General features: G+C 59.6%; 15 protein-coding genes and 3 tRNA genes. 11 read left to right on the forward strand and 7 right to left on the reverse strand.

The features are described from left to right. Positions 1 to 24: 24 nt before the first annotated feature. From gpmI to ettA, 8 genes are all read left to right on the forward strand, one after another. Entirely contained in the window at positions 25 to 1,545 is a 1,521-nt protein-coding gene (gene gpmI, locus ACE3SE_RS09520) for a 2,3-bisphosphoglycerate-independent phosphoglycerate mutase (RefSeq protein WP_374554876.1), read from the forward strand. A gap of 101 nt (positions 1,546 to 1,646) precedes the next feature. After that, positions 1,647 to 2,975 (forward strand): murein hydrolase activator EnvC family protein, encoded by a 1,329-nt coding sequence (locus ACE3SE_RS09525; RefSeq protein WP_374554878.1) that lies wholly within the window; start codon positions 1,647 to 1,649, stop codon positions 2,973 to 2,975. A 45-nt stretch (positions 2,976 to 3,020) separates the two neighbouring features. After that, positions 3,021 to 4,433 (forward strand): S41 family peptidase, encoded by a 1,413-nt coding sequence (locus ACE3SE_RS09530; RefSeq protein ID WP_131355603.1) that lies wholly within the window; start codon positions 3,021 to 3,023, stop codon positions 4,431 to 4,433. Between the two features lie 153 nt (positions 4,434 to 4,586). After that, a complete protein-coding gene (gene argA, locus ACE3SE_RS09535; protein WP_374554880.1) occupies positions 4,587 to 5,894 on the forward strand; it encodes an amino-acid N-acetyltransferase in 1,308 nt (435 codons plus the stop codon). A gap of 96 nt (positions 5,895 to 5,990) precedes the next feature. Next, positions 5,991 to 6,263 carry an oxidative damage protection protein gene (locus ACE3SE_RS09540; protein ID WP_045845523.1) on the forward strand — a complete coding sequence of 91 codons (273 nt, stop codon included), beginning with the start codon at positions 5,991 to 5,993 and terminating at the stop codon, positions 6,261 to 6,263. 68 nt (positions 6,264 to 6,331) lie between these two features. Next, positions 6,332 to 8,389, forward strand: a complete 2,058-nt coding sequence (gene ppk1, locus ACE3SE_RS09545; RefSeq protein ID WP_374554882.1) for a polyphosphate kinase 1 — start codon at positions 6,332 to 6,334, stop codon at positions 8,387 to 8,389. Between the two features lie 93 nt (positions 8,390 to 8,482). Continuing rightward, positions 8,483 to 8,962, forward strand: a complete 480-nt coding sequence (locus ACE3SE_RS09550; protein ID WP_374554884.1) for a DUF456 domain-containing protein — start codon at positions 8,483 to 8,485, stop codon at positions 8,960 to 8,962. 82 nt (positions 8,963 to 9,044) lie between these two features. Next, a complete protein-coding gene (gene ettA, locus ACE3SE_RS09555; RefSeq protein WP_062788067.1) occupies positions 9,045 to 10,712 on the forward strand; it encodes an energy-dependent translational throttle protein EttA in 1,668 nt (555 codons plus the stop codon). Positions 10,713 to 10,770: 58 nt separating this feature from the next. Here the strand turns inward: ettA and ACE3SE_RS09560 are convergent, their stop codons facing one another. Further along, positions 10,771 to 11,016, reverse strand: coding sequence for a CDGSH iron-sulfur domain-containing protein (locus ACE3SE_RS09560; protein WP_374554886.1), 246 nt, complete (start codon positions 11,014 to 11,016; stop codon positions 10,771 to 10,773). 107 nt (positions 11,017 to 11,123) lie between these two features. On the opposite strand from ACE3SE_RS09560, the gene ACE3SE_RS09565 reads away from it, so the two are divergent. Continuing rightward, positions 11,124 to 11,792 (forward strand): peptidoglycan DD-metalloendopeptidase family protein, encoded by a 669-nt coding sequence (locus ACE3SE_RS09565; RefSeq protein ID WP_374554888.1) that lies wholly within the window; start codon positions 11,124 to 11,126, stop codon positions 11,790 to 11,792. Here the strand turns inward: ACE3SE_RS09565 and ACE3SE_RS09570 are convergent. Next, positions 11,786 to 12,709 (reverse strand): 2-hydroxyacid dehydrogenase, encoded by a 924-nt coding sequence (locus ACE3SE_RS09570; protein WP_374554890.1) that lies wholly within the window; start codon positions 12,707 to 12,709, stop codon positions 11,786 to 11,788. The genes ACE3SE_RS09565 and ACE3SE_RS09570 overlap by 7 nt on opposite strands. Before the next feature lie 153 nt (positions 12,710 to 12,862). Here ACE3SE_RS09570 and ACE3SE_RS09575 point away from each other — a divergent pair, with 153 nt between their 5' ends. Continuing rightward, complete coding sequence (locus ACE3SE_RS09575; protein WP_374554892.1) at positions 12,863 to 14,077, forward strand: DUF1615 domain-containing protein; 1,215 nt, start codon at positions 12,863 to 12,865, stop codon at positions 14,075 to 14,077. Positions 14,078 to 14,227: 150 nt separating this feature from the next. Here the strand turns inward: ACE3SE_RS09575 and ACE3SE_RS09580 are convergent. The 5 genes from ACE3SE_RS09580 to fdhD form a co-directional block, all read right to left on the reverse strand. Further along, positions 14,228 to 14,302 (reverse strand) — tRNA-Glu (locus tag ACE3SE_RS09580). 2 nt (positions 14,303 to 14,304) lie between these two features. Further along, positions 14,305 to 14,381, reverse strand: a tRNA-Arg gene (locus ACE3SE_RS09585). Between the two features lie 6 nt (positions 14,382 to 14,387). Then, positions 14,388 to 14,481: transfer RNA gene (locus ACE3SE_RS09590), tRNA-Ser, on the reverse strand. A 59-nt stretch (positions 14,482 to 14,540) separates the two neighbouring features. Further along, positions 14,541 to 15,767 carry an aspartate kinase gene (locus ACE3SE_RS09595; RefSeq protein ID WP_045845515.1) on the reverse strand — a complete coding sequence of 409 codons (1,227 nt, stop codon included), beginning with the start codon at positions 15,765 to 15,767 and terminating at the stop codon, positions 14,541 to 14,543. Between the two features lie 201 nt (positions 15,768 to 15,968). Then, on the reverse strand, positions 15,969 to 16,793 hold the full coding sequence (fdhD, locus tag ACE3SE_RS09600) for a formate dehydrogenase accessory sulfurtransferase FdhD (RefSeq protein WP_374554894.1): 825 nt from the start codon (positions 16,791 to 16,793) through the stop codon (positions 15,969 to 15,971). Positions 16,794 to 16,987: 194 nt separating this feature from the next. Here fdhD and fdnG point away from each other — a divergent pair, with 194 nt between their 5' ends. Continuing rightward, positions 16,988 to 20,044 carry a formate dehydrogenase-N subunit alpha gene (gene fdnG / locus ACE3SE_RS09605; protein WP_374554896.1) on the forward strand — a complete coding sequence of 1,019 codons (3,057 nt, stop codon included), beginning with the start codon at positions 16,988 to 16,990 and terminating at the stop codon, positions 20,042 to 20,044. Positions 20,045 to 20,051 lie beyond the last annotated feature (7 nt).

Below are 20,051 nucleotides of genomic sequence, written 5' to 3' on the forward strand. Positions count from 1 at the left end.
TCTAATATTCTGATTGTGGACATCATGACAGCTATCACACCCGTTTTACTCCTTATTCTCGACGGCTTCGGACACCGGCTGGAAGGTGACGACAATGCCATCCTGCATGCAAACACCCCCACTTGGGACGCCCTGAAACAGCAGTATCCCTACGGCGTGATTGATGCCTCTGAAGGCTTCGTAGGGCTGCCCAGCGGGCAGTTTGGCAACTCTGAAGTGGGGCACCTGAATATCGGCGCAGGTCGGATTGTCCAACAGGACATCAGCCGCATCGACTGCGATATCGAAGAAAACCGCTTCGACCAGAACCCGGTATTGCAGCAGGCCATCCAGCAAGCCAAAGGCTCGGCACTGCATGTCATGGGACTGTTGTCCGATGGCGGCGTCCACAGCCATGAAAATCACATTTTCGCGCTGATCCGTGCCGCCCAGGCTGCCGGCGTGCCCCATATTTACGTGCATGCCTTCCTGGATGGCCGAGACACCCCGCCGCGCAGTGCCGAAACCTATCTCAAGCGTCTGGATGAAGTGCTGGCCGGCTGCCCTGCTGCCCGTCTGGTTTCCGTCACTGGCCGCTACTGGGCGATGGACCGCGACAAGCGCTGGGAACGCGTGGAGCCGGCTTACCGCCTGCTGGTGGAAGGCGAAGGCCTCTACCATGCGGACAGCGGCCTGCAAGCGCTGGCTGCGGCCTATTCCCGTGATGAAAACGACGAATTCGTTGCGGCAACCGGCATTGGCGCCCCGGTCAAGATGCAGGATGGTGATGTTGCCATCTTCATGAACTTCCGCGCCGACCGTGCGCGCCAGCTCACCACCGCCCTCACCGACCCTGTCTTCAGTGGCTTCAGTGCGCGTCAGCCTAAACTGGGGCAGTTCGTCACGCTCACGTCCTATGGCGAGGCCTACAGCAACCCGGTGGCCTATGGCCCGCAGAAAATCAGCAATGGTTTTGGCGAATACCTCGCCAGCCTGGGCCTGAAGCAGCTGCGCATTGCCGAAACCGAAAAGTATCCGCACGTTACCTACTTCTTCAATGGCGGCGAAGAGCAGGTTTACCCCGGCGAAGACCGCATCCTGGTGCCCTCCCCCAAGGTGGCCACCTACGACCTGCAGCCGGAAATGAATGCCCCGCAAGTCACCGACCACATCGTCGAAGCCATTGCCTCCGGCAAGTACCAGGCCATCATTTGCAACTACGCAAATGGCGACATGGTGGGCCATACCGGCAAGTTCGATGCCGCGGTCAAGGCAGTGGAAACGCTGGACGCTTGCGTCAAGCGTTGCGTGGAAGCCATGCAGGCAGCAGGTGGCGAAGTATTGATCACGGCGGATCACGGTAATTGCGAGCAGATGTACGATGCAGCACACCATCAGCCGCATACCCAGCACACCCTGGACAAGGTGCCCTTCCTGTATGTCGGTCGCAAGGCACACATCAAGGAAGGCGGCGCGCTGCGCGACATCGCACCGTCGCTGCTCGCCATGATGGGTTTGCCGCAGCCTGCAGAAATGACTGGCCGCTCGCTGATCGACTTCGAGTAAGACCCCACGCCGGCCTGCCACGCAGGCCGGCAATGCGGCTGCCTTGTCTGCGCCGCCCTGTTATCATGCTGGCAACAGGTGTAATCCGAAGCGAAAATGGAATGAAACCGATATTGCTGCTAGCCCTGCTGGCTGGCGCGGCCCAGGCCGCCCCCTCCTCTGCCTCTCTCCCCCTATCCACTGCGCCACAACAACAGAATCTGCAATCGGTCCGCAAGGAAATCGATAACCTGAAAAGAGACCTGGCGCAGAAGCAGGCTGTCCAGCAGGAAGCCAAGTCCGCCATTCAGGAGTCGGAACAGGCCATCGCCCAAACCAATCAGGTGATTGCCAAGCTGGAAAACAAGCAGAACAACTCGGCACAGCAACTGGCCGACTTGCGTCAGCAAGTCCAGACCACCGCCCACAAACTGGCAGAAACCCGCCAGCGCGTGGCGCAAATGCTGGCAAGACAGTACAAGAGCGGCGATCACGACGCCATGAAGCTGATGCTCAATGCCGACGACCCGAACCAGACCTCGCGCGACATGGTGTATTACCAGCATATTGCCAAGGCGCAGCAACAAATGGTGACGCAGCTGATCAGCCACCAGCATGAGCTGGAAGCGCTGACCTATCAGCTGGAACAGGAATTGGCGCGGCTGGATGCGCTGTCCAACCACAAAAGCCGGGAAAAGAACGCCCTGCTCAACAGCAAGAGCAACAAGCTGGCCCAACTGAACAAGATCGCCGGTGAAATCCAGGCCGGACAAAGCCGGCTGGGCAAGTTGCAGGAAGACGAAAAGCGGTTGACCAACCTGATTGCCCAGATCAACCAGGAAATCGAACGTCGCCGTCAGGAAGCCATCCGCAAGGCGGCCGAAGAACGCAAGGCCCGTCAGGCTGCTGCGCTGGCAGCGAAGAAGGAAAACGAGCGCCGTCGCAAACTGGCCGAAAACGCCCGCAAACAAGGCAAGCCGGTGCCGGAAGTGGCCAGGAAGTCGGTGCCGGTACCGGTTGAAAAACCGGTGGCGGAAGTGGCCGACGGCAGTGCATCCGGCAAAGCCTTTGCCAGCCTGCAAGGCCGCATGAAGATGCCGGTGTCCGGCCAACTGGCAGGCCGCTTTGGCAGCGCGCGCAGTGAAGGCACATCGTGGAAAGGTGTGTTCATCAAGACTGCGCCGGGCCAGCCGGTTCATGCAGTCGCCGATGGCAACGTAGTGTATGCTGATGCGCTACGCGGATTCGGTAACGCCGTGATTGTGGATCACGGTGGCAATTACCTGACGGTGTACACCGGCCTCTCTGCCATCGGCAAGAGTGTGGGCAGCACGGTCAAGGCCGGCGAAACACTCGGCAACACTGGCGCACTGGACAGCGGCGAATCCGGCCTGTACTTTGAAATCCGGCATATGGGACAACCTCTCAACCCGCAAACCTGGGTACGTTAAGCCCCGCGGTATCGGAGACCAACACACAATATGACTAGTCATCGCATGAAAAAAATTGCCTGGCTTGCCGCCGGCGCACTGGCAGGCGGCGCCCTCACCCTCAGCGTGCAGGCTTTTGCCGGCAAGGAGCCCACCACGCTCCCACTGAATGAATTGCGTACCTTTGCCGAAGTGTTTGGCCGTATCAAGCAGGATTATGTCGACCCGGTCGATGACAAAAAGCTGATTACCGAAGCCATCAAGGGCATGCTCAGCGGGCTGGACCCTCACTCCGACTACATGGATGCGGAAGCCTTCAAGGAACTGCGCGAAGGTACCCAGGGTGAATTTGGCGGCCTGGGCATCGAGATCGGTGCCGAAGACGGCCTGGTGAAGGTGGTGTCGCCAATCGAAGATACCCCGGCACAGAAGGCCGGCATCAAGAGCGGTGACCTCATCATCAAGATTGACGACACGCCGGTACGCGGCCTGTCGCTGAACGACGCGGTGAAACGCATGCGCGGCAAGCCGGGCAGCAAGGTTACGCTCACCATTGCCCGCAAGAATGAAACCAAGCCGCTGGTATTTGCCATCACCCGCGCCATCATCAAGACCAAGAGCGTGAAATCCAAATTGCTGGAACCGGGTTATGGCTATGTGCGCATCACCCAGTTCCAGGAGCACACCACGGAAAACCTGGCCGAAGCCATTGCCAGCATGACCAAGCAGAACAAGCAGCCGCTCAAGGGCCTGGTGCTGGACCTGCGTGACGACCCGGGTGGCTTGCTGACCAGCGCCGTCGGGGTATCCGCCGCCTTCCTGCCCAAGGATGCGCTGGTGGTGTATACCGAAGGCCGTACTGCTGACGCCAAGATGAAACTGACAGCTTCCGCACAGAACTATGGCCGACCCGGCATGCCGGACCCGCTGTCGGTACTGCCGCAGGAAACCCACAAGGTGCCGCTGGTGGTATTGGTGAATGGTGGCTCGGCCTCGGCGTCCGAAATCGTTGCCGGTGCCCTGCAAGACCACAAGCGTGCGGTACTGGTGGGTACCCAGACCTTTGGCAAGGGCTCGGTGCAATCCATCCTGCCGCTGGGCAGTGCCGGTGGCATCAAGCTGACCACCGCCCGCTACTTTACCCCTAGCGGCCGCTCCATCCAGGCCAAGGGCATTGTGCCGGATGTGGTGGTGGAAGACGCAACCGTCACTGCGGCGGATCAGGCATTGCGCGTACGCGAGGCTGATCTGGAAAACCATCTGGCCAATCCAAATGGCGAAGAAACCCCGTCCAAATCGGCCAAGCCAGCCAAGCCGGCGACTCCTCCTGTGATCAAACAGGAAGCGCCCAAGCCGCAGGATGACAAGAACGCCAGCCCGGACAATCCGCGCGAGCCAAACCCACAAAAGGACTACCAGCTGTCCCAGGGCCTGAACATCCTGAAAGTGCAGCAAATCCTGATCAAACAAGGCAATTGAGCCTTGTTGCGACAGCCACCCCGTCAGCCGATGGGGTGGCTGTTTTCATTTGCAGCCACCGCGCGGCAAGCGGCAAAAGCCCTGCCCATCCCCTTGTATTCCTGCTAGGCTTGTCGCTTCTGACGTATTTATCTGGCGGGAGCCAATCCAACAATGCTGAACCGGGAATTTGTCCTCTCCTTCCGTGAAGCCGCCCCCTACATCAACACCTTCCGCGGGAAAACCTTCGTACTGGCAGTCAGTGGCGAAGCCGTGATGGAAGGCGGTTTTCACAATCTGTCGCAGGATATCAACCTGTTGGTAAGCCTGGGCGTGCGCGTGGTGCTGGTACATGGCATCCGCCCCCAGATCGAAGCCTTGCTCAAACGCTTCGGCCTGAACCGGCTGTTTCACCGCGACCGACGAGTGACCGATGCCAGCACCATGGAAATCGTCAAGCAAGCCAGCGGGGCAACCCGCTACGGCATTGAGGCTCAGCTGTCGATGGGCATGCCCAACTCGCCCATGTTCGGTGCCCATCTGCGCGTGGCCGGCGGCAATTTCATCACTGCCCAGCCGCTGGGTGTGCTGGATGGTGTGGACATGCAGTTCACCGGCCAGGTAAGGCGCATCGACGTGGACGGCATCAATACCCGGCTATCCTCCGGTGAACTGGTGTTGCTCTCGCCGGTAGGCTATTCGGTGACCGGCGAAGCCTTCAACCTCACCATGGAAGAAATGGCCGCCCAGCTGGCGTCAGCCCTCAAAGCCGAAAAGCTGATCTTCGTGATTGAAGGACGTGGTGTCACCAATGAGCTGGGCCAGCATGTCAGCTCGCTCACCGCGCAGCAGGCGGAAGACCTGTTGCAGGCAGGCCATCTGCAACGCGACGTCACCGCCTACCTGCCCTATGCCATCAAGGCCACCCGCGATGGCATCCCGCGTGCCCATCTGGTCAGCCATCACGAAGATGGTTCGCTACTGGCCGAACTGTTCACCAATGGCGGCACCGGCACCATGATTGCCCGCGACAGTCTGGTGAAGGTACGCAATGCCAGTGTGGACGACATCGGCCCCATCCTGAACCTGATCCGCCCGCTGGAAGAACAGGGCATCCTGGTCAAGCGCAGCCGCGAGCATCTGGAAATGGAAATTTCCCAATACTCGGTGCTGGAACATGACGGCAAAATCTACGGTTGCGTGGCCATGCATGTGTTTCCCGAAGCCGGCATGGCCGAACTGGCCTGCCTGGCGGTGGCACCGGAACGGCGTGAAGGCCGCTTTGGCGAAACCCTGCTCAAACACGTGGAATACCAGGCACGTACCCGCGGCCTGAAAGCCTTGTTCGTGCTGACCACCCAGACAGCCCACTGGTTTGTTGAGCGCGGTTTTGCCGAAGCCGGCCGTGGCCAGCTGCCACTGGCGCGTCAGGCCTTTTACAACAACCAGCGCCGTTCCAAGATCTTCGTCAAGGAATTGTAAGCCGGCATACCACCCCGGCGGCGGCATGGTTGGAAGGGTGTCATGGTTGTGACACAATAATGCAGTATATTCAGTTCAATTTTGCAAGGATTAGCAATGGCCAGAAACGTCAATTGCATCAAGCTGGGCCGCGAGGCTGAAGGTCTGGACTTTCCGCCCCTGCCGGGCGAGCTTGGCAAGCGTGTGTATGAAAATGTCTCCAAGGAAGCCTGGCAAGGCTGGCTGCGTTATCAGACCATGCTGATCAACGAAAACCGTCTGAGCCTGGCGGATGCGCGTGCGCGCCAGTATCTGGCTGCACAGCTGGATGCCTACTTCTTCGGTCAGGGTGCCGATGCACCGGCTGGCTACACGCCACCGCAGCAGTAATTGTTTCAAGCCCTCCTGCGCGAGGGCTTTTTTGTCTCCACACCTCATCACCATTGGCGCGAAACCGTATGTCACAAAGCCACGAGTTGCTGCTTAACCGTGAACTAGGCCTGATCGAATTCAACCGCAGGGTACTGGCCCAAGCAGAAGACCCAAGCCTGCCGCTGCTCGAACGCCTGAAATACCTGTGCATCGTCTCCTCCAATCTGGACGAATTCTTCGAAGTGCGCATGGCCTGGCTGAAAGATACCGCCCAGCTCACTCCGGGGCGCATTCTGGCAGACGGTTCGACACCGGCGCAGATCATGGCGCGGATTTCGTCCGCCTCGCACGAACTGGTGCGCCAGCAATATGCGGTGATGAGTGATGTCCTGTTCCCGGCGCTGCGTGAAGAAGACATCATCTTCCTGCGCCGTAACGAATGGACCGAACAGCAACAGGAATGGGTGCACGACTTCTTCAGCAACGAGCTGATGCCCATCCTCACCCCGATCGGGCTGGACCCGTCCCACCCCTTCCCCAAGGTGCTGAACAAGTCGCTCAACTTTGCCGTGGAACTGGAAGGTCGCGATGCCTTTGGCCGTCAGTCGGACATCGCCATCGTGCAGGCCCCGCGCATTCTGCCACGCGTGATCAAGGTGCCGCCGGAAGTGTGCAGCGGCCACCCGCATACCTTTGTTTTCCTGTCCTCCATCCTGCACTCGCATGTGCACGAGCTGTTCCTGGGCATGACGGTCAAGGGCTGTTACCAGTTCCGCGTCACCCGCGACAGCGAACTGACGGTGGAAGACGAAGACCTGAAAAACCTGCGTACGGCCTTGCAGGGTGAATTGAGTCAGCGCCAGTTTGGTGATGCGGTACGGCTGGAAATTGCCGACACCTGCCCACCACACATGGAAGAGTTCCTGCTGACCCAGTTCAACCTGAAGAAGCCGGACGTATACCGCGTCAACGGCCCGGTGAACCTGGTACGCCTGATGCAGGTGCCGGACCTGGTTGACCGGCCGGACCTGAAATTCCCGCCTTTCGTACCCTCGCTGCCCGACCAGCTGAGCAAGAAAGTGCCGCTGTTCGACGCCATCCGCAAGGGTGACATCCTGCTGCACCACCCCTTCCAGAGCTTCCAGCCTGTCATTGACATGCTGAACCTGGCCGCGACAGACCCGCAGGTAGTCGCCATCAAGATGACGGTATACCGCACCGGTACTGACTCGGTGCTGATGGAGTCGCTGATTGCCGCCGCCCGCGCCGGCAAGCAGGTGACGGTGGTGCTGGAACTGATGGCGCGCTTTGACGAAGAAGCCAACATCAGCTGGGCCAGCCATCTGGAAGATGCAGGTGCGCACGTGGTGTATGGCGTGTTCGGTTACAAGGTGCACGCCAAGATGCTGATGGTGATCCGTCGTGAGGACAAGCGCCTGCGCCGCTACGTGCACCTGGGCACCGGCAACTATCACCCGCGCACCGCCCGTTTCTATACCGACCTTGGCCTGCTCACCTGCAACGAAGAAATCGCCAGCGATGTGAATGACATCTTCGTGCAGCTCACCGGTCTGGGCCGCGCCAGCCAGCTCAAGCAGCTGCACCAAAGCCCGTTCACCCTGCACAGCTTGCTGATCGACTCCATCGAGCGGGAGATCGAGCACGCCCAGCAAGGTCGCCCGGCACAGATCATCGCCAAGATGAACGCACTGCTGGAACCGCAAGTCATCCATGCGCTGTACCGCGCCAGCCAGGCCGGGGTGAAGATCCAGCTCATCGTGCGTGGCGTCTGCGCGCTGCGCCCCGGCGTACCGGGGCTGTCGGACAACATCACCGTGCGTTCGGTGGTGGGGCGCTTCCTGGAACATCCGCGCGTCTACTACTTCTACAACGACAAGCAGGAAAACCTGTACATCGCCAGCGCCGACTGGATGGGTCGCAACCTGTTCCGCCGTATCGAAACCTGCGTGCCGATTCTGGACCCCAAGGTCAAACGCCGGGTGATCAAGGAAGCACTGCGCCTGTATCTGGAAGACAACGTCAACGCCTGGGACATGCAGGCAGACGGCAGCTACAAACGTCGCCCCAACCGCGGCAAGGAACGCTGCGCCCAGAACCTGCTGCTGGAAGAATACGCGCGCTGACAGGTATTGCTTGTCTGCATGCCCGCGGCCGGTCGGTGGAACTTCCACCCACCGGCCGTTTTCTTATGGCAGCCACCTTATCAAGGAATGTCTGTGGAAATCCTGTTTACCCTGCTTGCTGTCCTGCTAATCGTACTGGGCATGGCCGGCACCCTGTTTCCCGCCCTGCCCGGCCTGCCGCTGATGCTGGGTGGCTTTCTGCTACTAGCCTGGGCCGATCACTTCGCCCATCTGGGCAGCAGCGCCCTGCTCATCATGGCACTGCTGACTGTATTGGGCTTGCTGATCGACTTTGTCGCCGGCTTGCTCGGGGCCAAACTGACTGGAGCCAGCAAGCAGGCATTGTGGGGAGCTTTTATCGGCAGCATTGTCGGCCTGCCGCTGGGATTGGTCGGTGTCATTCTGGGGCCGCTGCTGGGAGCGGCCATCGGCGAGCTGCTGGCCCGGCGTGATGCCTGGCAGGCCGGGCGTGTGGGCCTGGGCACACTGGCCGGTTTCCTGATCGGCACGATAGCCAAGATTGGCTGCGCCTTTGCCATGCTGGCCACTGCCCTGTTTGCCTGGTTCTGGTAAGGACAAACACGGGCAGCACAGCGCAGCCGGCCCGCTTTTGGTAGAATCTACCGCTTAACGATTATCTTCAGCAGGGTCCCTCATGGCTCAATACGTAATGTCCATGCTCCGCGTGAGCAAAGTGGTGCCGCCCAAGCGCCAGATCATCAAGGACATCTCCCTGTCCTTCTTCCCCGGTGCCAAAATCGGCCTGCTGGGCCTGAACGGTTCCGGCAAATCCACCGTGCTGCGCATCATGGCCAATGTGGACAAGGAATACGACGGCGAAGTACAGCATCTGCCTGGCGTGAAAATCGGCTATCTGCCGCAGGAGCCGCAGCTGGACCCGGAGAAGACCGTGCGCGAAGAAGTGGAAAGCGGCATGGGCGACGTGATGGGTGCGCAAAAGCGACTGGAAGAAGTGTATGCCGCCTATGCCGACCCGGATGCCGACTTCGACGCGCTGGCCGAAGAACAGGCCAAGCTGGAAGCCATCATCTCTGCCGGTGCCGGCGACAATGTACAACTGCAGCTGGAACTGGCTGCCGACGCGCTGCGCCTGCCGCCGTGGGATGCCAAGATCGGCCCGCTGTCCGGTGGTGAAAAACGCCGCGTCGCCTTGTGCAAGCTGCTGCTGTCCAAGCCGGACATGCTGCTGCTGGACGAACCCACCAACCACCTGGACGCCGAATCGGTAGAGTGGCTGGAACAATTCCTGGTGCGCTTCCCCGGTACCGTGGTGGCCGTTACCCACGACCGCTACTTCCTCGACAACGCCGCCGAATGGATTCTGGAACTGGACCGTGGCGAAGGCATTCCGTGGAAAGGCAACTATTCCAGCTGGCTGGAGCAGAAGGAAGAACGCCTGGAGAAGGAAGCCAAGAGCGAAGGCGCCCGCATGAAGGCGATGAAGCAGGAACTGGAATGGGTACGCCAGAACCCCAAGGGCCGTCAGGCCAAGTCCAAGGCGCGTATCGCCCGCTTTGAAGAACTGTCGAGTTACGAAACCCAGAAGCGTAACGAAACCCAGGAAATCTTCATCCCGGTGGCCGAGCGCCTGGGGAATGAAGTGATCGAATTCGATGGCGTATCCAAAGGCTTTGGCGACCGCCTGCTGATCGACAACCTGTCGTTCAAGGCACCGGCTGGTGCCATCGTCGGCATCATCGGCCCCAACGGCGCGGGTAAATCCACCCTGTTCAAGATGATTGCCGGCAAGGAACAGCCGGACAGCGGTACGGTGAAAATCGGCCAGACCGTGCAGATGGCCTTTGTCGAACAGAGCCGTGAAGGTCTGGAAGACGACAAGACCGTATTTGACGACGTATCTGGCGGTGCCGACCTGCTGACCGTGGGCCGCTTTGAAATGTCCAGCCGCGCCTATCTGGGCCGCTTCAACTTCAAGGGTGCCGACCAGCAGAAGAAGGTAGGCATGCTGTCCGGTGGTGAGCGTGGTCGTCTGCATCTGGCCAAGACCCTGCTCAAGGGCGGCAACGTATTGCTGCTGGACGAACCGTCCAACGACCTTGATGTGGAAACCTTGCGTGCGCTGGAAGATGCACTGCTGGAATTCGCCGGCACCGTGTTCGTGATCTCCCACGACCGCTGGTTCCTCGACCGTATCGCCACCCACATCCTGGCGGCGGAAGGCGAATCGCAGTGGACCTTCTTCGACGGCAACTATCAGGAATACGAAGCCGACAAGAAGAAACGACTGGGCGAAGAAGGTGCCAAGCCCAAACGTATCCGCTACAAGCCGATTACCCGCTGATCGGCCAGTCACAAAAAAACCCCGCCTTGGCGGGGTTTTTCTTTACGGTATCAACGGTTCAGGACAACTGGCTGTGCGAGCCATCGCACAAGGGCCGACCTTCGCTCAACTTGCAGCCACAGAAGTACACCAGGCCGCTTTTGTCCGCCACATACTCGACCGGACTGAAACAGGAGCCGGCATGACTGCCATCACAAAACGGCTGCTTTTCACTCTGCCCGCAAGCGCACCACCAATAATGCTTGCCGGCCTCCACTTCAACTGCATAGGGAAAACTCTGCGGTGAAAACGGTTGATCAGCCATGCGACACTCCTTGCAGAACCACACCCGGGCTTTCAGCTTAGAAGACCACTGCCCGCTGCGCCAGCCTGCCTCATGCAGGCAATCAGGGAAATGTTAAAATGCCAGGCATGCGCTACCTCGTTTGCCTGTCCTTCCTGCTGCTGGCAGCCTGCAGCACCCTGCCCGACACCTCGCCCGCCCCGGCAGGGTATTACCGTGTACGCCCCGGGGATACCTTGTACCGCATTGCGCTCAATCATCATCAAAGCGTGAACGCACTGGTGGCGTGGAACAAGCTGGCAGACCCGTCCAGCATCACGGCCGGACAGTTGTTGCGCGTCAGCCCTGCAAGCACCGCTCCGGCCAAGACACCCCCTCCTGCCACCACGATCAAAACCACACCACCTCCTGCCACTCGCCCGGCTGCACCTGGGATCAGCCTGCAATGGCCCATTCGTGGTGCCTTGCTTGGCAAGTTCAACGGCAACAGCAACAAGGGCATCGATATTGCCGGCAAGGCGGGCGACCCGGTACGGGCGGCAGCCAGCGGTACTGTGGCCTATGCCGGCAAGGGCATCCGTGCTTACGGTAATCTGCTCATCATCAAGCACGGCAATGACTACCTGACCGCCTATGCCCACAACCAGACCTTGCTGGTGAAGGAAGGCCAAACCGTACAGACTGGCCAGCAGATTGCCACTGTGGGCCATACCGGCAGCAATCGCGACATGCTGCATTTCGAGTTACGTCGCCAGGGGCAGGCCATCGACCCGCTGAGCGCGCTCCCCGCTCAATAGCCCCGCTCGCGCTCTACCAGGCCTTGCGGCAACCGCCCCTGACTGATGGCCTGCACATTGGCGGCAATCTGCTCCACTGCAGGTTCCACCAGGGTCATGGCAGCAATGTGCGGGGTCAACAGCACCGAGGGGTGACTCCACAAGGGATGCACGCTTTCCAGTGGCTCCACCTCGAACACATCCAGCATGGCAAAGCGCAGATGCCCGCTATCGAGCAGGCCCAGCAAGGCCGCTTCATCCACCTGCTCGCCACGCCCGGCATTGATGATTGCCGCACCGGACGGCAAGTGCGACAACATACGTCCATCAAGCAGGCCACGCGTCTGTGCTGTGGCAGGCAGCAGATTTACCAGGATATCGCTACGCGCCAGCATATCCGGTAGCGCAGCCTGGCCGATGTAGTCCTGCACGCCCGGCAATTGCCGGCCAGCACGGCTCCAGCCAGACACCGCATAGCCCATGGCGGCCAGCGACTGTGCCACCCAGCCACCAATCTCGCCCAGGCCAAGCACACCGATGCGGATTTGCCCCGCCGATGGCGCAGTAAGCGCTTGCCACTGTCGCAGCGCCTGCTGGCGGCGGTATTGCCCCATCTGCCGCTGTACATGCAGCACACCGTACAACACGTACTCCAGCATTTGCTGCGCCATGCCGGCATCGGTCAGCCGCACAATCGGTACTGTCGGATCCAGATCGTCACGCTTCAGGATGCGGTCTACCCCGGCTCCCAGCACAAATACGGCCTGCAGATTCACCATATCCTTGAAAAAACCGGCTGGCGGGTTCCACACCACCGCATATTTCACCTGCCCGGCAGCCACCTCTTCCGGCCAACACCTCACCTCCTGCTGTGGCAGGGCCTGTTGCAAGGCATGCTGATAACGCGCCATGTCCTGCGGGGTATAGAGGTATAACATTGGCATCTCCGGATTTGACCAGCTCGCTGGCATGAGTCATGCATTGTAGATAATGCTGCCCTGTCTGGGCAGCCCCAACGCGTTTTATCCCGGATTGCCCCAAACCGCACAATGCGCCAAGATCACGGCTTGGGATTCAGGAACAACAAACGCATGAGCCGTCATCTTCCCCTCTACCTGTTGCTGGGCAGCCTGAGTGCATGTACTACCGTCGCACCGCCACCGATCAGCACCACACCAGCCCCGGCAAGCACCCCGGCAGTCAGCAGCCCCACCCCGACTGCAGCAAGCGCACCACCGCCCGTCGTACCGGTTCCGCAGCCACCGCAGCCACCGGTCAGCACCAGCAAACCGGTACTGAATGAAGCACAAGGCCGGGCCTTGCTGGACCGCTTGCTGCCACCACGCATCAGCGATCGCCAAGGCTGGAACAACGATATCGTTACTGCCTTTACTGCGTTGAAAATACCGTATCGTGCCGATAACTTCTGTGCGGTGGCCGCCGTTATCGAGCAAGAATCCAGCTGGCAGGCGGACCCGACGGTCCCCAATCTGCCAGCCATTGTCTGGGAAAAAATTGGCGAACGCGCCAACAAATACCTGGTGCCGCTGCCGGTGGTGAAGGCAGCGCTGCTCAAGACATCGCCCAATGGCAAAAGCTACAAGGCACGCATCGACAATTTGCGTACCGAACGGGAAATGAACCTGCTGTTCGAGGACATGTCCGCCGAAGCCAGCAAGCTGGGCTTGCCGATGAATATGAAAAACCCCATTCGCACCGGCGGTCCGATGCAGGTGAGCGTGGAATTTGCCGAAGCGCACGTCAAAATCTGGCCCTACCCTTACCAAAGCGGCAACAGCATCCGCAATGATGTGTTTACCCGCCGTGGCGGTATTTATTTCGGCAGCGCCATCCTGCTGCAATACCCGGCACCGTATCAGGACATGATCTACCGTTTTGCCGACTTCAATGCCGGGCGCTACAGCAGCCGCAATGCGGCCCTGCAAGCCGCCATCAGCCAATTGACCGGGCACAAGCTGGCGCTGGATGGTGATTTGCTCAGTTACAGCGGCAAACAAGCCAGCGGCAGCACATACCAGGCCTTGCTCAGCTTGCGCAGCCGCCTGGACATGAGCCAGAGCGCCATTGAAAGGGATTTGCAGCAGGAGAAAAACAGCGCCCTGGCGCAAACCGAGCTGTATCGCAAAGTATTTGCCATGGCAGACCGCCAGGCGGGAAAGCCGCTGGCACGCGAACGCATGCCGCAAATCGACCTGCATAGCCCGAAAATCAGCCGCAAGCTGACCACACAATGGTTTGCCGACAAGGTGAATGGGCGCTATCAGGCCTGCATGGCAAGACAATAGCAATAGAAAGACAGTGAAATGATTGGACAAGCAGGCTGGGGACGGCCTGCTTGTGAAGATGGCTGGCACATCATGGCGATGTGCATTGCAAGAGCAAATCGGACAAAAACGAAAAAGCCCAGTCTTGCGACTGGGCTTGATCTTGAATCCTGGCGTCCCCACGGGGAATCGAACCCCGGCTACCGCCGTGAAAGGGCGGTGTTCTAACCGCTAAACTATAGGGACTTTGGTGCACCCGGAGCGATTCGAACGCCCGACCCTTTGGTTCGTAGCCAAATACTCTATCCAACTGAGCTACGGGTGCAGATTCTGGCGGAGAAAGAGGGATTCGAACCCTCGATACAGGTTTAAGCCCGTATGCTTCCTTAGCAGGGAAGTGCCTTCGACCACTCGGCCATTTCTCCGTTCAGAGAGCGCCATATTAAGCAAGGCAGCGCCCCCTGTCAAGCATTTGCGTAAAAAATTACGCCGGCTGATCCAGGCCGAATACCTTGTGCAACACGCGCACGCCCAGCTCCAGGTATTTCTCGTCAACCAGTACCGATACCTTGATTTCGGAAGTGGAGATCATCTGGATGTTGATGCCCTCTTCTGCCAGGGTGCGGAACATGGTGGAAGCCACGCCACAGTGCGAACGCATGCCAACGCCGACGATGGAGATTTTGGCAACCTTCTCGTCCGCGTCAATCTTGGCAGCGCCAATGTGGGTTTGCACTTCGCGCAGGATATCCATGGCGCGGTGGAACTCGCCACGCGGTACGGTGAAGGAGAAGTCGGTGGTACCGTTCTCGCCCACGTTCTGGATGATCATGTCGACTTCGATGTTGGCATCGGCGATGGGGCCAAGAATCTGGTAAGCGATACCCGGCTTGTCCGGCACGCCTTTTACATTGATGCGTGCTTCATTACGGTCAAATGCGATGCCTGCAACGACGGCCTTTTCCATGTTTTCATCTTCCTCGAACGTAATCAGCGTGCCTTCCCCTTCATCCTCGAAGCTGGACAGGACGCGCAGACGTACCTTGTATTTCCCTGCGAACTCTACCGAACGGATCTGCAATACCTTGGAACCCAAGGAAGCCATTTCCAGCATTTCCTCGAAGGTAATGGTCTTCAGACGGCGGGCTTCCGGCACCACGCGCGGATCGGTGGTGTAGACACCATCCACGTCGGTGTAGATCTGACATTCATCCGCATTGAGTGCGGCAGCCAGTGCCACGGCGGAGGTATCGGAACCACCACGGCCCAGCGTGGTGATGTTGCCGTTTTCATCCACACCCTGGAAGCCGGCCACCACCACTACCGAACCGGCAGAGAGGTCTGTCCGCATGGCGGCTTCGTCGATGGATTGAATACGGGCTTTGGTGTGGGAGTCGTCCGTGGTGACACGAACCTGCCAGCCACAGTAGCTCTTGGCGTCGACGCCGATTTCCTTCAGCGCCATGGCCAACAGGCCGATGGTGACTTGCTCGCCGGTGGAAATGATCACGTCCAGCTCGCGCGGGTCCGGATAAGCCTGGATCTCTTTGGCAAGGGCAATCAGTCGGTTGGTTTCGCCACTCATGGCAGATACCACCACCACGACATCATGTCCCTGCGCTTTCCATTTGGCGACACGGCGGGCCACGTTCTTGATGCGCTCCGGAGAGCCCATCGAGGTACCGCCGTACTTTTGTACGATGAGTGCCATGCTTGCTTCTTATATAGAAAGGTTGATATGTCGGACTTCGATTCTGACCCGATCCTTGCCACAAAAGCAAGGCCATTGTTCGACAATGCCCATCCGCCTTTGCGCAATGCAACAAAAGCAGTCCTCTGCCCGGCCGGATTATTGGGAATGAATACAGCCGGAGCACCACTTGCAGCGTTTCAGCCCATGGGCTGCGGTCGCTCAGACAGCTTCGGTCAACAGGCGCTGCGGGTGGGTGTACACATTCACCCGGCCTGGGCGGGCAAAACCCAGCAAGGTAAGCCCGTATTGCTCGGCCATTTGTACGGCCAGCGCGGTGGGGGCTGCCACTGCCACCAGGATTTCAATCCCGGCAGCGGCGGCCTTTTGCACCATTTCATAACTGGCACGGCTGGTCACCAGCGCCACACCCGCGCCCCAGTTGCCTAGCGCACGGCAGCCAATCAGCTTGTCCAGCGCCACGTGCCTCCCCACGTCCTCGCACACTTGCAATAACTGTCCATCCAGCGTCAGCCAGGCCGCCGCATGCGCGCAGCCGGTCGCCTGCGACAACACCTGTTGTACCGGCAGGCTTTCCAGCGCCTGATTCAAGGCCGGCAAGGCGAGGCGCACGCTGTGCGGCAGGGCCGGCAGCGGGCGGAATACTTCGGCCAGTTGCTCCACCCCACACAGGCCACAGCCGGTGCGCCCGGCCAGCTGACGGCGCCTTTCCTTGAGTGCGGCAAAGCAGGCGCTGGCCAGCTCGACATGAATTTCAATCCCGCTGACAACTTCTCGCACTTCGATGTCGAAGATGTCAGCCACCGTGCGGGCAATACCTTCGGCCAGGGTGAAGCCACGAGCAAACTGCTCCAGCTGCTGTGGGCTGACCATCATCACCACATGCGCCAGCCCGTTGTAGACCAGCGCCGCCGGCACTTCGCAGGCCAATACGTCCTCACTTGCCTGCAATGCCTTGTCATCCCGCCATTGCCAACGCTGGACATGCTGATGCAGCGGAAACGACGAATCGGGTTCTGTGCTCATCTGATTGAGATTTTCAATAGTTGAATTGACATCGGCTATTTGAGCTTAAGCATTTTGCTGACGATAATGCGTTAAGGCTACAACCGTCTTATGGGTCAGGCCAGTCCTTATTGTCGTGAGTACCATGGGGCTGGACAGGCCGGATGGCATCCCGGAGCCCATCATTTCTTTCTTGTTCAACAAGGAGTCCCTTCATGCAGGTCAATCGGCGACAGTTTTTCAAACTGTGTGCCGGGGGTATGACAGGTTCGACCATTGCAACCCTGGGGCTGCTGCCGGCAACGGCAATGGCTGATGTGCGCAGCTACAAGCTGCTGCGTGCCAGTGAAACACGCAATACCTGTCCTTACTGCTCGGTAGGCTGTGGCATTCTCATGTACGGCCTGGGCGATGGCGCCAAGAACGCCAAGTCCGAAATTTTCCATATCGAAGGCGACCCGGATCATCCGGTCAACCGTGGAGCGCTCTGCCCCAAAGGCGCTGGCCTGGTGGATTTCATCCACAGCCCCAACCGCCTGAAGCACCCGGAAGTGCGCGAAGCAGGCAGCAATGAATGGAAGCGCATCAGCTGGGATGAAGCATTTGCACGCATCGCCAAACACATCAAGCAGGACCGCGATGCCAACTTCACCGAAAAGAACGCCGATGGCGTGACGGTAAACCGCTGGTTGTCCACCGGTTTTCTGGCGGCTTCTGCCTCCAGCAATGAAGCTGGCTGGCTGACCCACAAATTCACTCGCAGCCTGGGCATGCTGGCTGTCGACAATCAGGCGCGTGTATGACACGGACCAACGGTGGCAAGTCTTGCCCCAACATTTGGTCGCGGTGCCATGACAAACCATTGGGTCGACATCAAGAACGCCAATCTGATCGTGGTGATGGGTGGCAATGCCGCCGAAGCACACCCGGTTGGCTTCCGCTGGGCCATTGAGGCCAAGACCCGCAACAAGGCCAAGCTGCTGGTCATCGACCCGCGCTTTACCCGTACTGCCTCGGTGGCAGACTTCTACGCGCCCATCCGCACCGGCACGGACATTACCCTGTTGTCCGGCGTGATCCGCTATTTGCTGGAAACCGGCAAGTACAACAAGGAATACACGCTCGCCTATACCAATGCAGCACTGCTGGTACACCCGGACTTCAAGTTTGAAGACGGCCTGTTCAGCGGCTACGACGCGGAAAAACGCAAGTACGACAAATCCACCTGGGCCTACCAGCTGGATGAGAAGGGCATGGCCAAACGCGACGACACGCTGAGTGACCCGCGTTGCGTGATCAACCTGCTCAAACAGCATGTGTCCCGCTATACCGCCGATGTGGTGGCCAATATCTGTGGCACGCCCAAGGAAGCCTTCCAGGCCATTTGCGAGCATCTGGCGGAAACCAGCGCACCGGACAAGACCACCTCCTTCCTGTACGCCCTGGGCTGGACCCAGCATTCGATTGGTGCGCAGAACATCCGCACCATGGCGATGATCCAGCTGTTGCTGGGCAATATGGGCATGGCCGGTGGCGGCATCAATGCGCTGCGCGGGCATTCCAATATCCAGGGTCTGACCGACCTGGGCCTGCTGTCCACCAGTCTGCCGGGCTACATGACCATGCCATCGGAAAAAGAGCCGACGCTGGACAGCTATCTGGCCAAGTACACCAGCAAGCCGCTGGCCGACGGCCAGATGAACTACTGGCAGAACTACCCCAAGTTCTTCATCTCCTTCATGAAGGCGATGTGGGGCGACAAGGCCACGGCGGACAACAACTGGGGTTATGACTGGCTGCCCAAGTGGGACAAGGGCTACGACGTGCTGCAGTACTTCGAGCTGATGCACCAGGGCAAGGTGAATGGCTACTTCTGCCAGGGTTTCAACCCGGTGGCCTCCTTCCCCAACAAGAACAAGATCGTGGCTTCGCTGTCGCGACTGAAGTTCCTGGTGATCATGGACCCGCTGGTGACGGAAACCTCCACCTTCTGGCAGAACCACGGCGAGCAGAACGATGTCGATCCGGCCAAGATCCAGACCGAAGTATTCCGCCTGCCCACCACCTGCTTTGCCGAGGAAGACGGCTCCATCGTCAATTCCGGCCGCTGGCTGCAATGGCACTGGAAAGGCGCGGAAGGCCCAGGCGAAGCCATGACCGACCCGCAAATCCTGGCCGGTATCTTCCTCAAGCTCAAAGCCATGTATGCCAAGGATGGCGGCACCTTCCCGGATGCCATCAACAGCCTGTCCTGGGCGTATGGCGACCCGCACGAGCCCAAGCCGGAAGAATTGGCCAAAGAGCTGAACGGCAAGGCGCTGGCTGATCTGCCGGACCCGAAAAACCCCGGCCAGTTCCTGGCGAAGAAGGGCGAGCTATTGCCCGGTTTTGCCCTGCTGCAAGCCGATGGCAGCACCGCGTCCGGGTGCTGGATTTTCGCCGGCAGCTGGACCCAGGCCGGCAACCAGATGGCACGGCGCGACAACAGTGACCCGTCAGGCCTTGGCAACACCCTGGGCTGGGCCTGGGCGTGGCCGGCCAACCGCCGCATCCTGTACAACCGCGCCTCCTGCAAACCCGATGGCACGCCATGGGACAAGAAGCGCACGCTGATCAAGTGGAACGGCGAGAAGTGGGTGGGTGTGGACGTGCCGGACTTCAAGGCCGACGAACCGCCGGGCAGCGCCATGGCCCCCTTCATCATGCAGGCCGAAGGGCTGGGACGCCTGTTTGCGCTGGACAAGATGGCCGAAGGGCCGTTCCCGGAGCATTACGAGCCGTTCGAAACACCGCTGGGCACCAACCCGCTGCATCCCAAGGTGATCTCCAACCCGGCAGCCCGCCTGTTCAAGGACGACAAGGCCGAGCTGGGCCAGCATCAGCAGTTCCCCTATGCGGCCACCACTTATCGCCTGACCGAGCACTTCCATTACTGGACCAAGCATGCACGGCTGAACGCCATCATGCAGCCGGAACAGTTTGTGGAAATCGGCGAGGAACTGGCCAGGGAAAAAGGCATTGCCCACGGCGACATGGTGAAAGTGTCGTCCCGGCGCGGCTATATCAAGGCCAAGGCAGTGGTGACCAAGCGCATCAAGGCACTGAAGGTGAATGGCCAGCTGGTACACCATATTGGCGTGCCGATTCACTGGGGCTTTGAAGGCGTGGCCAAGAAAGGCTTTATCGCCAACACGCTGACGCCGTTTGTCGGGGATGCCAATACCCAGACGCCGGAGTTCAAGTCCTTCCTCGTCAACGTTGAGAAAGCTTAAGGAGCGA

This window comes from Aquitalea pelogenes, from assembly GCF_041914625.1.
GTDB lineage: Bacteria > Pseudomonadota > Gammaproteobacteria > Burkholderiales > Chromobacteriaceae > Aquitalea > Aquitalea pelogenes.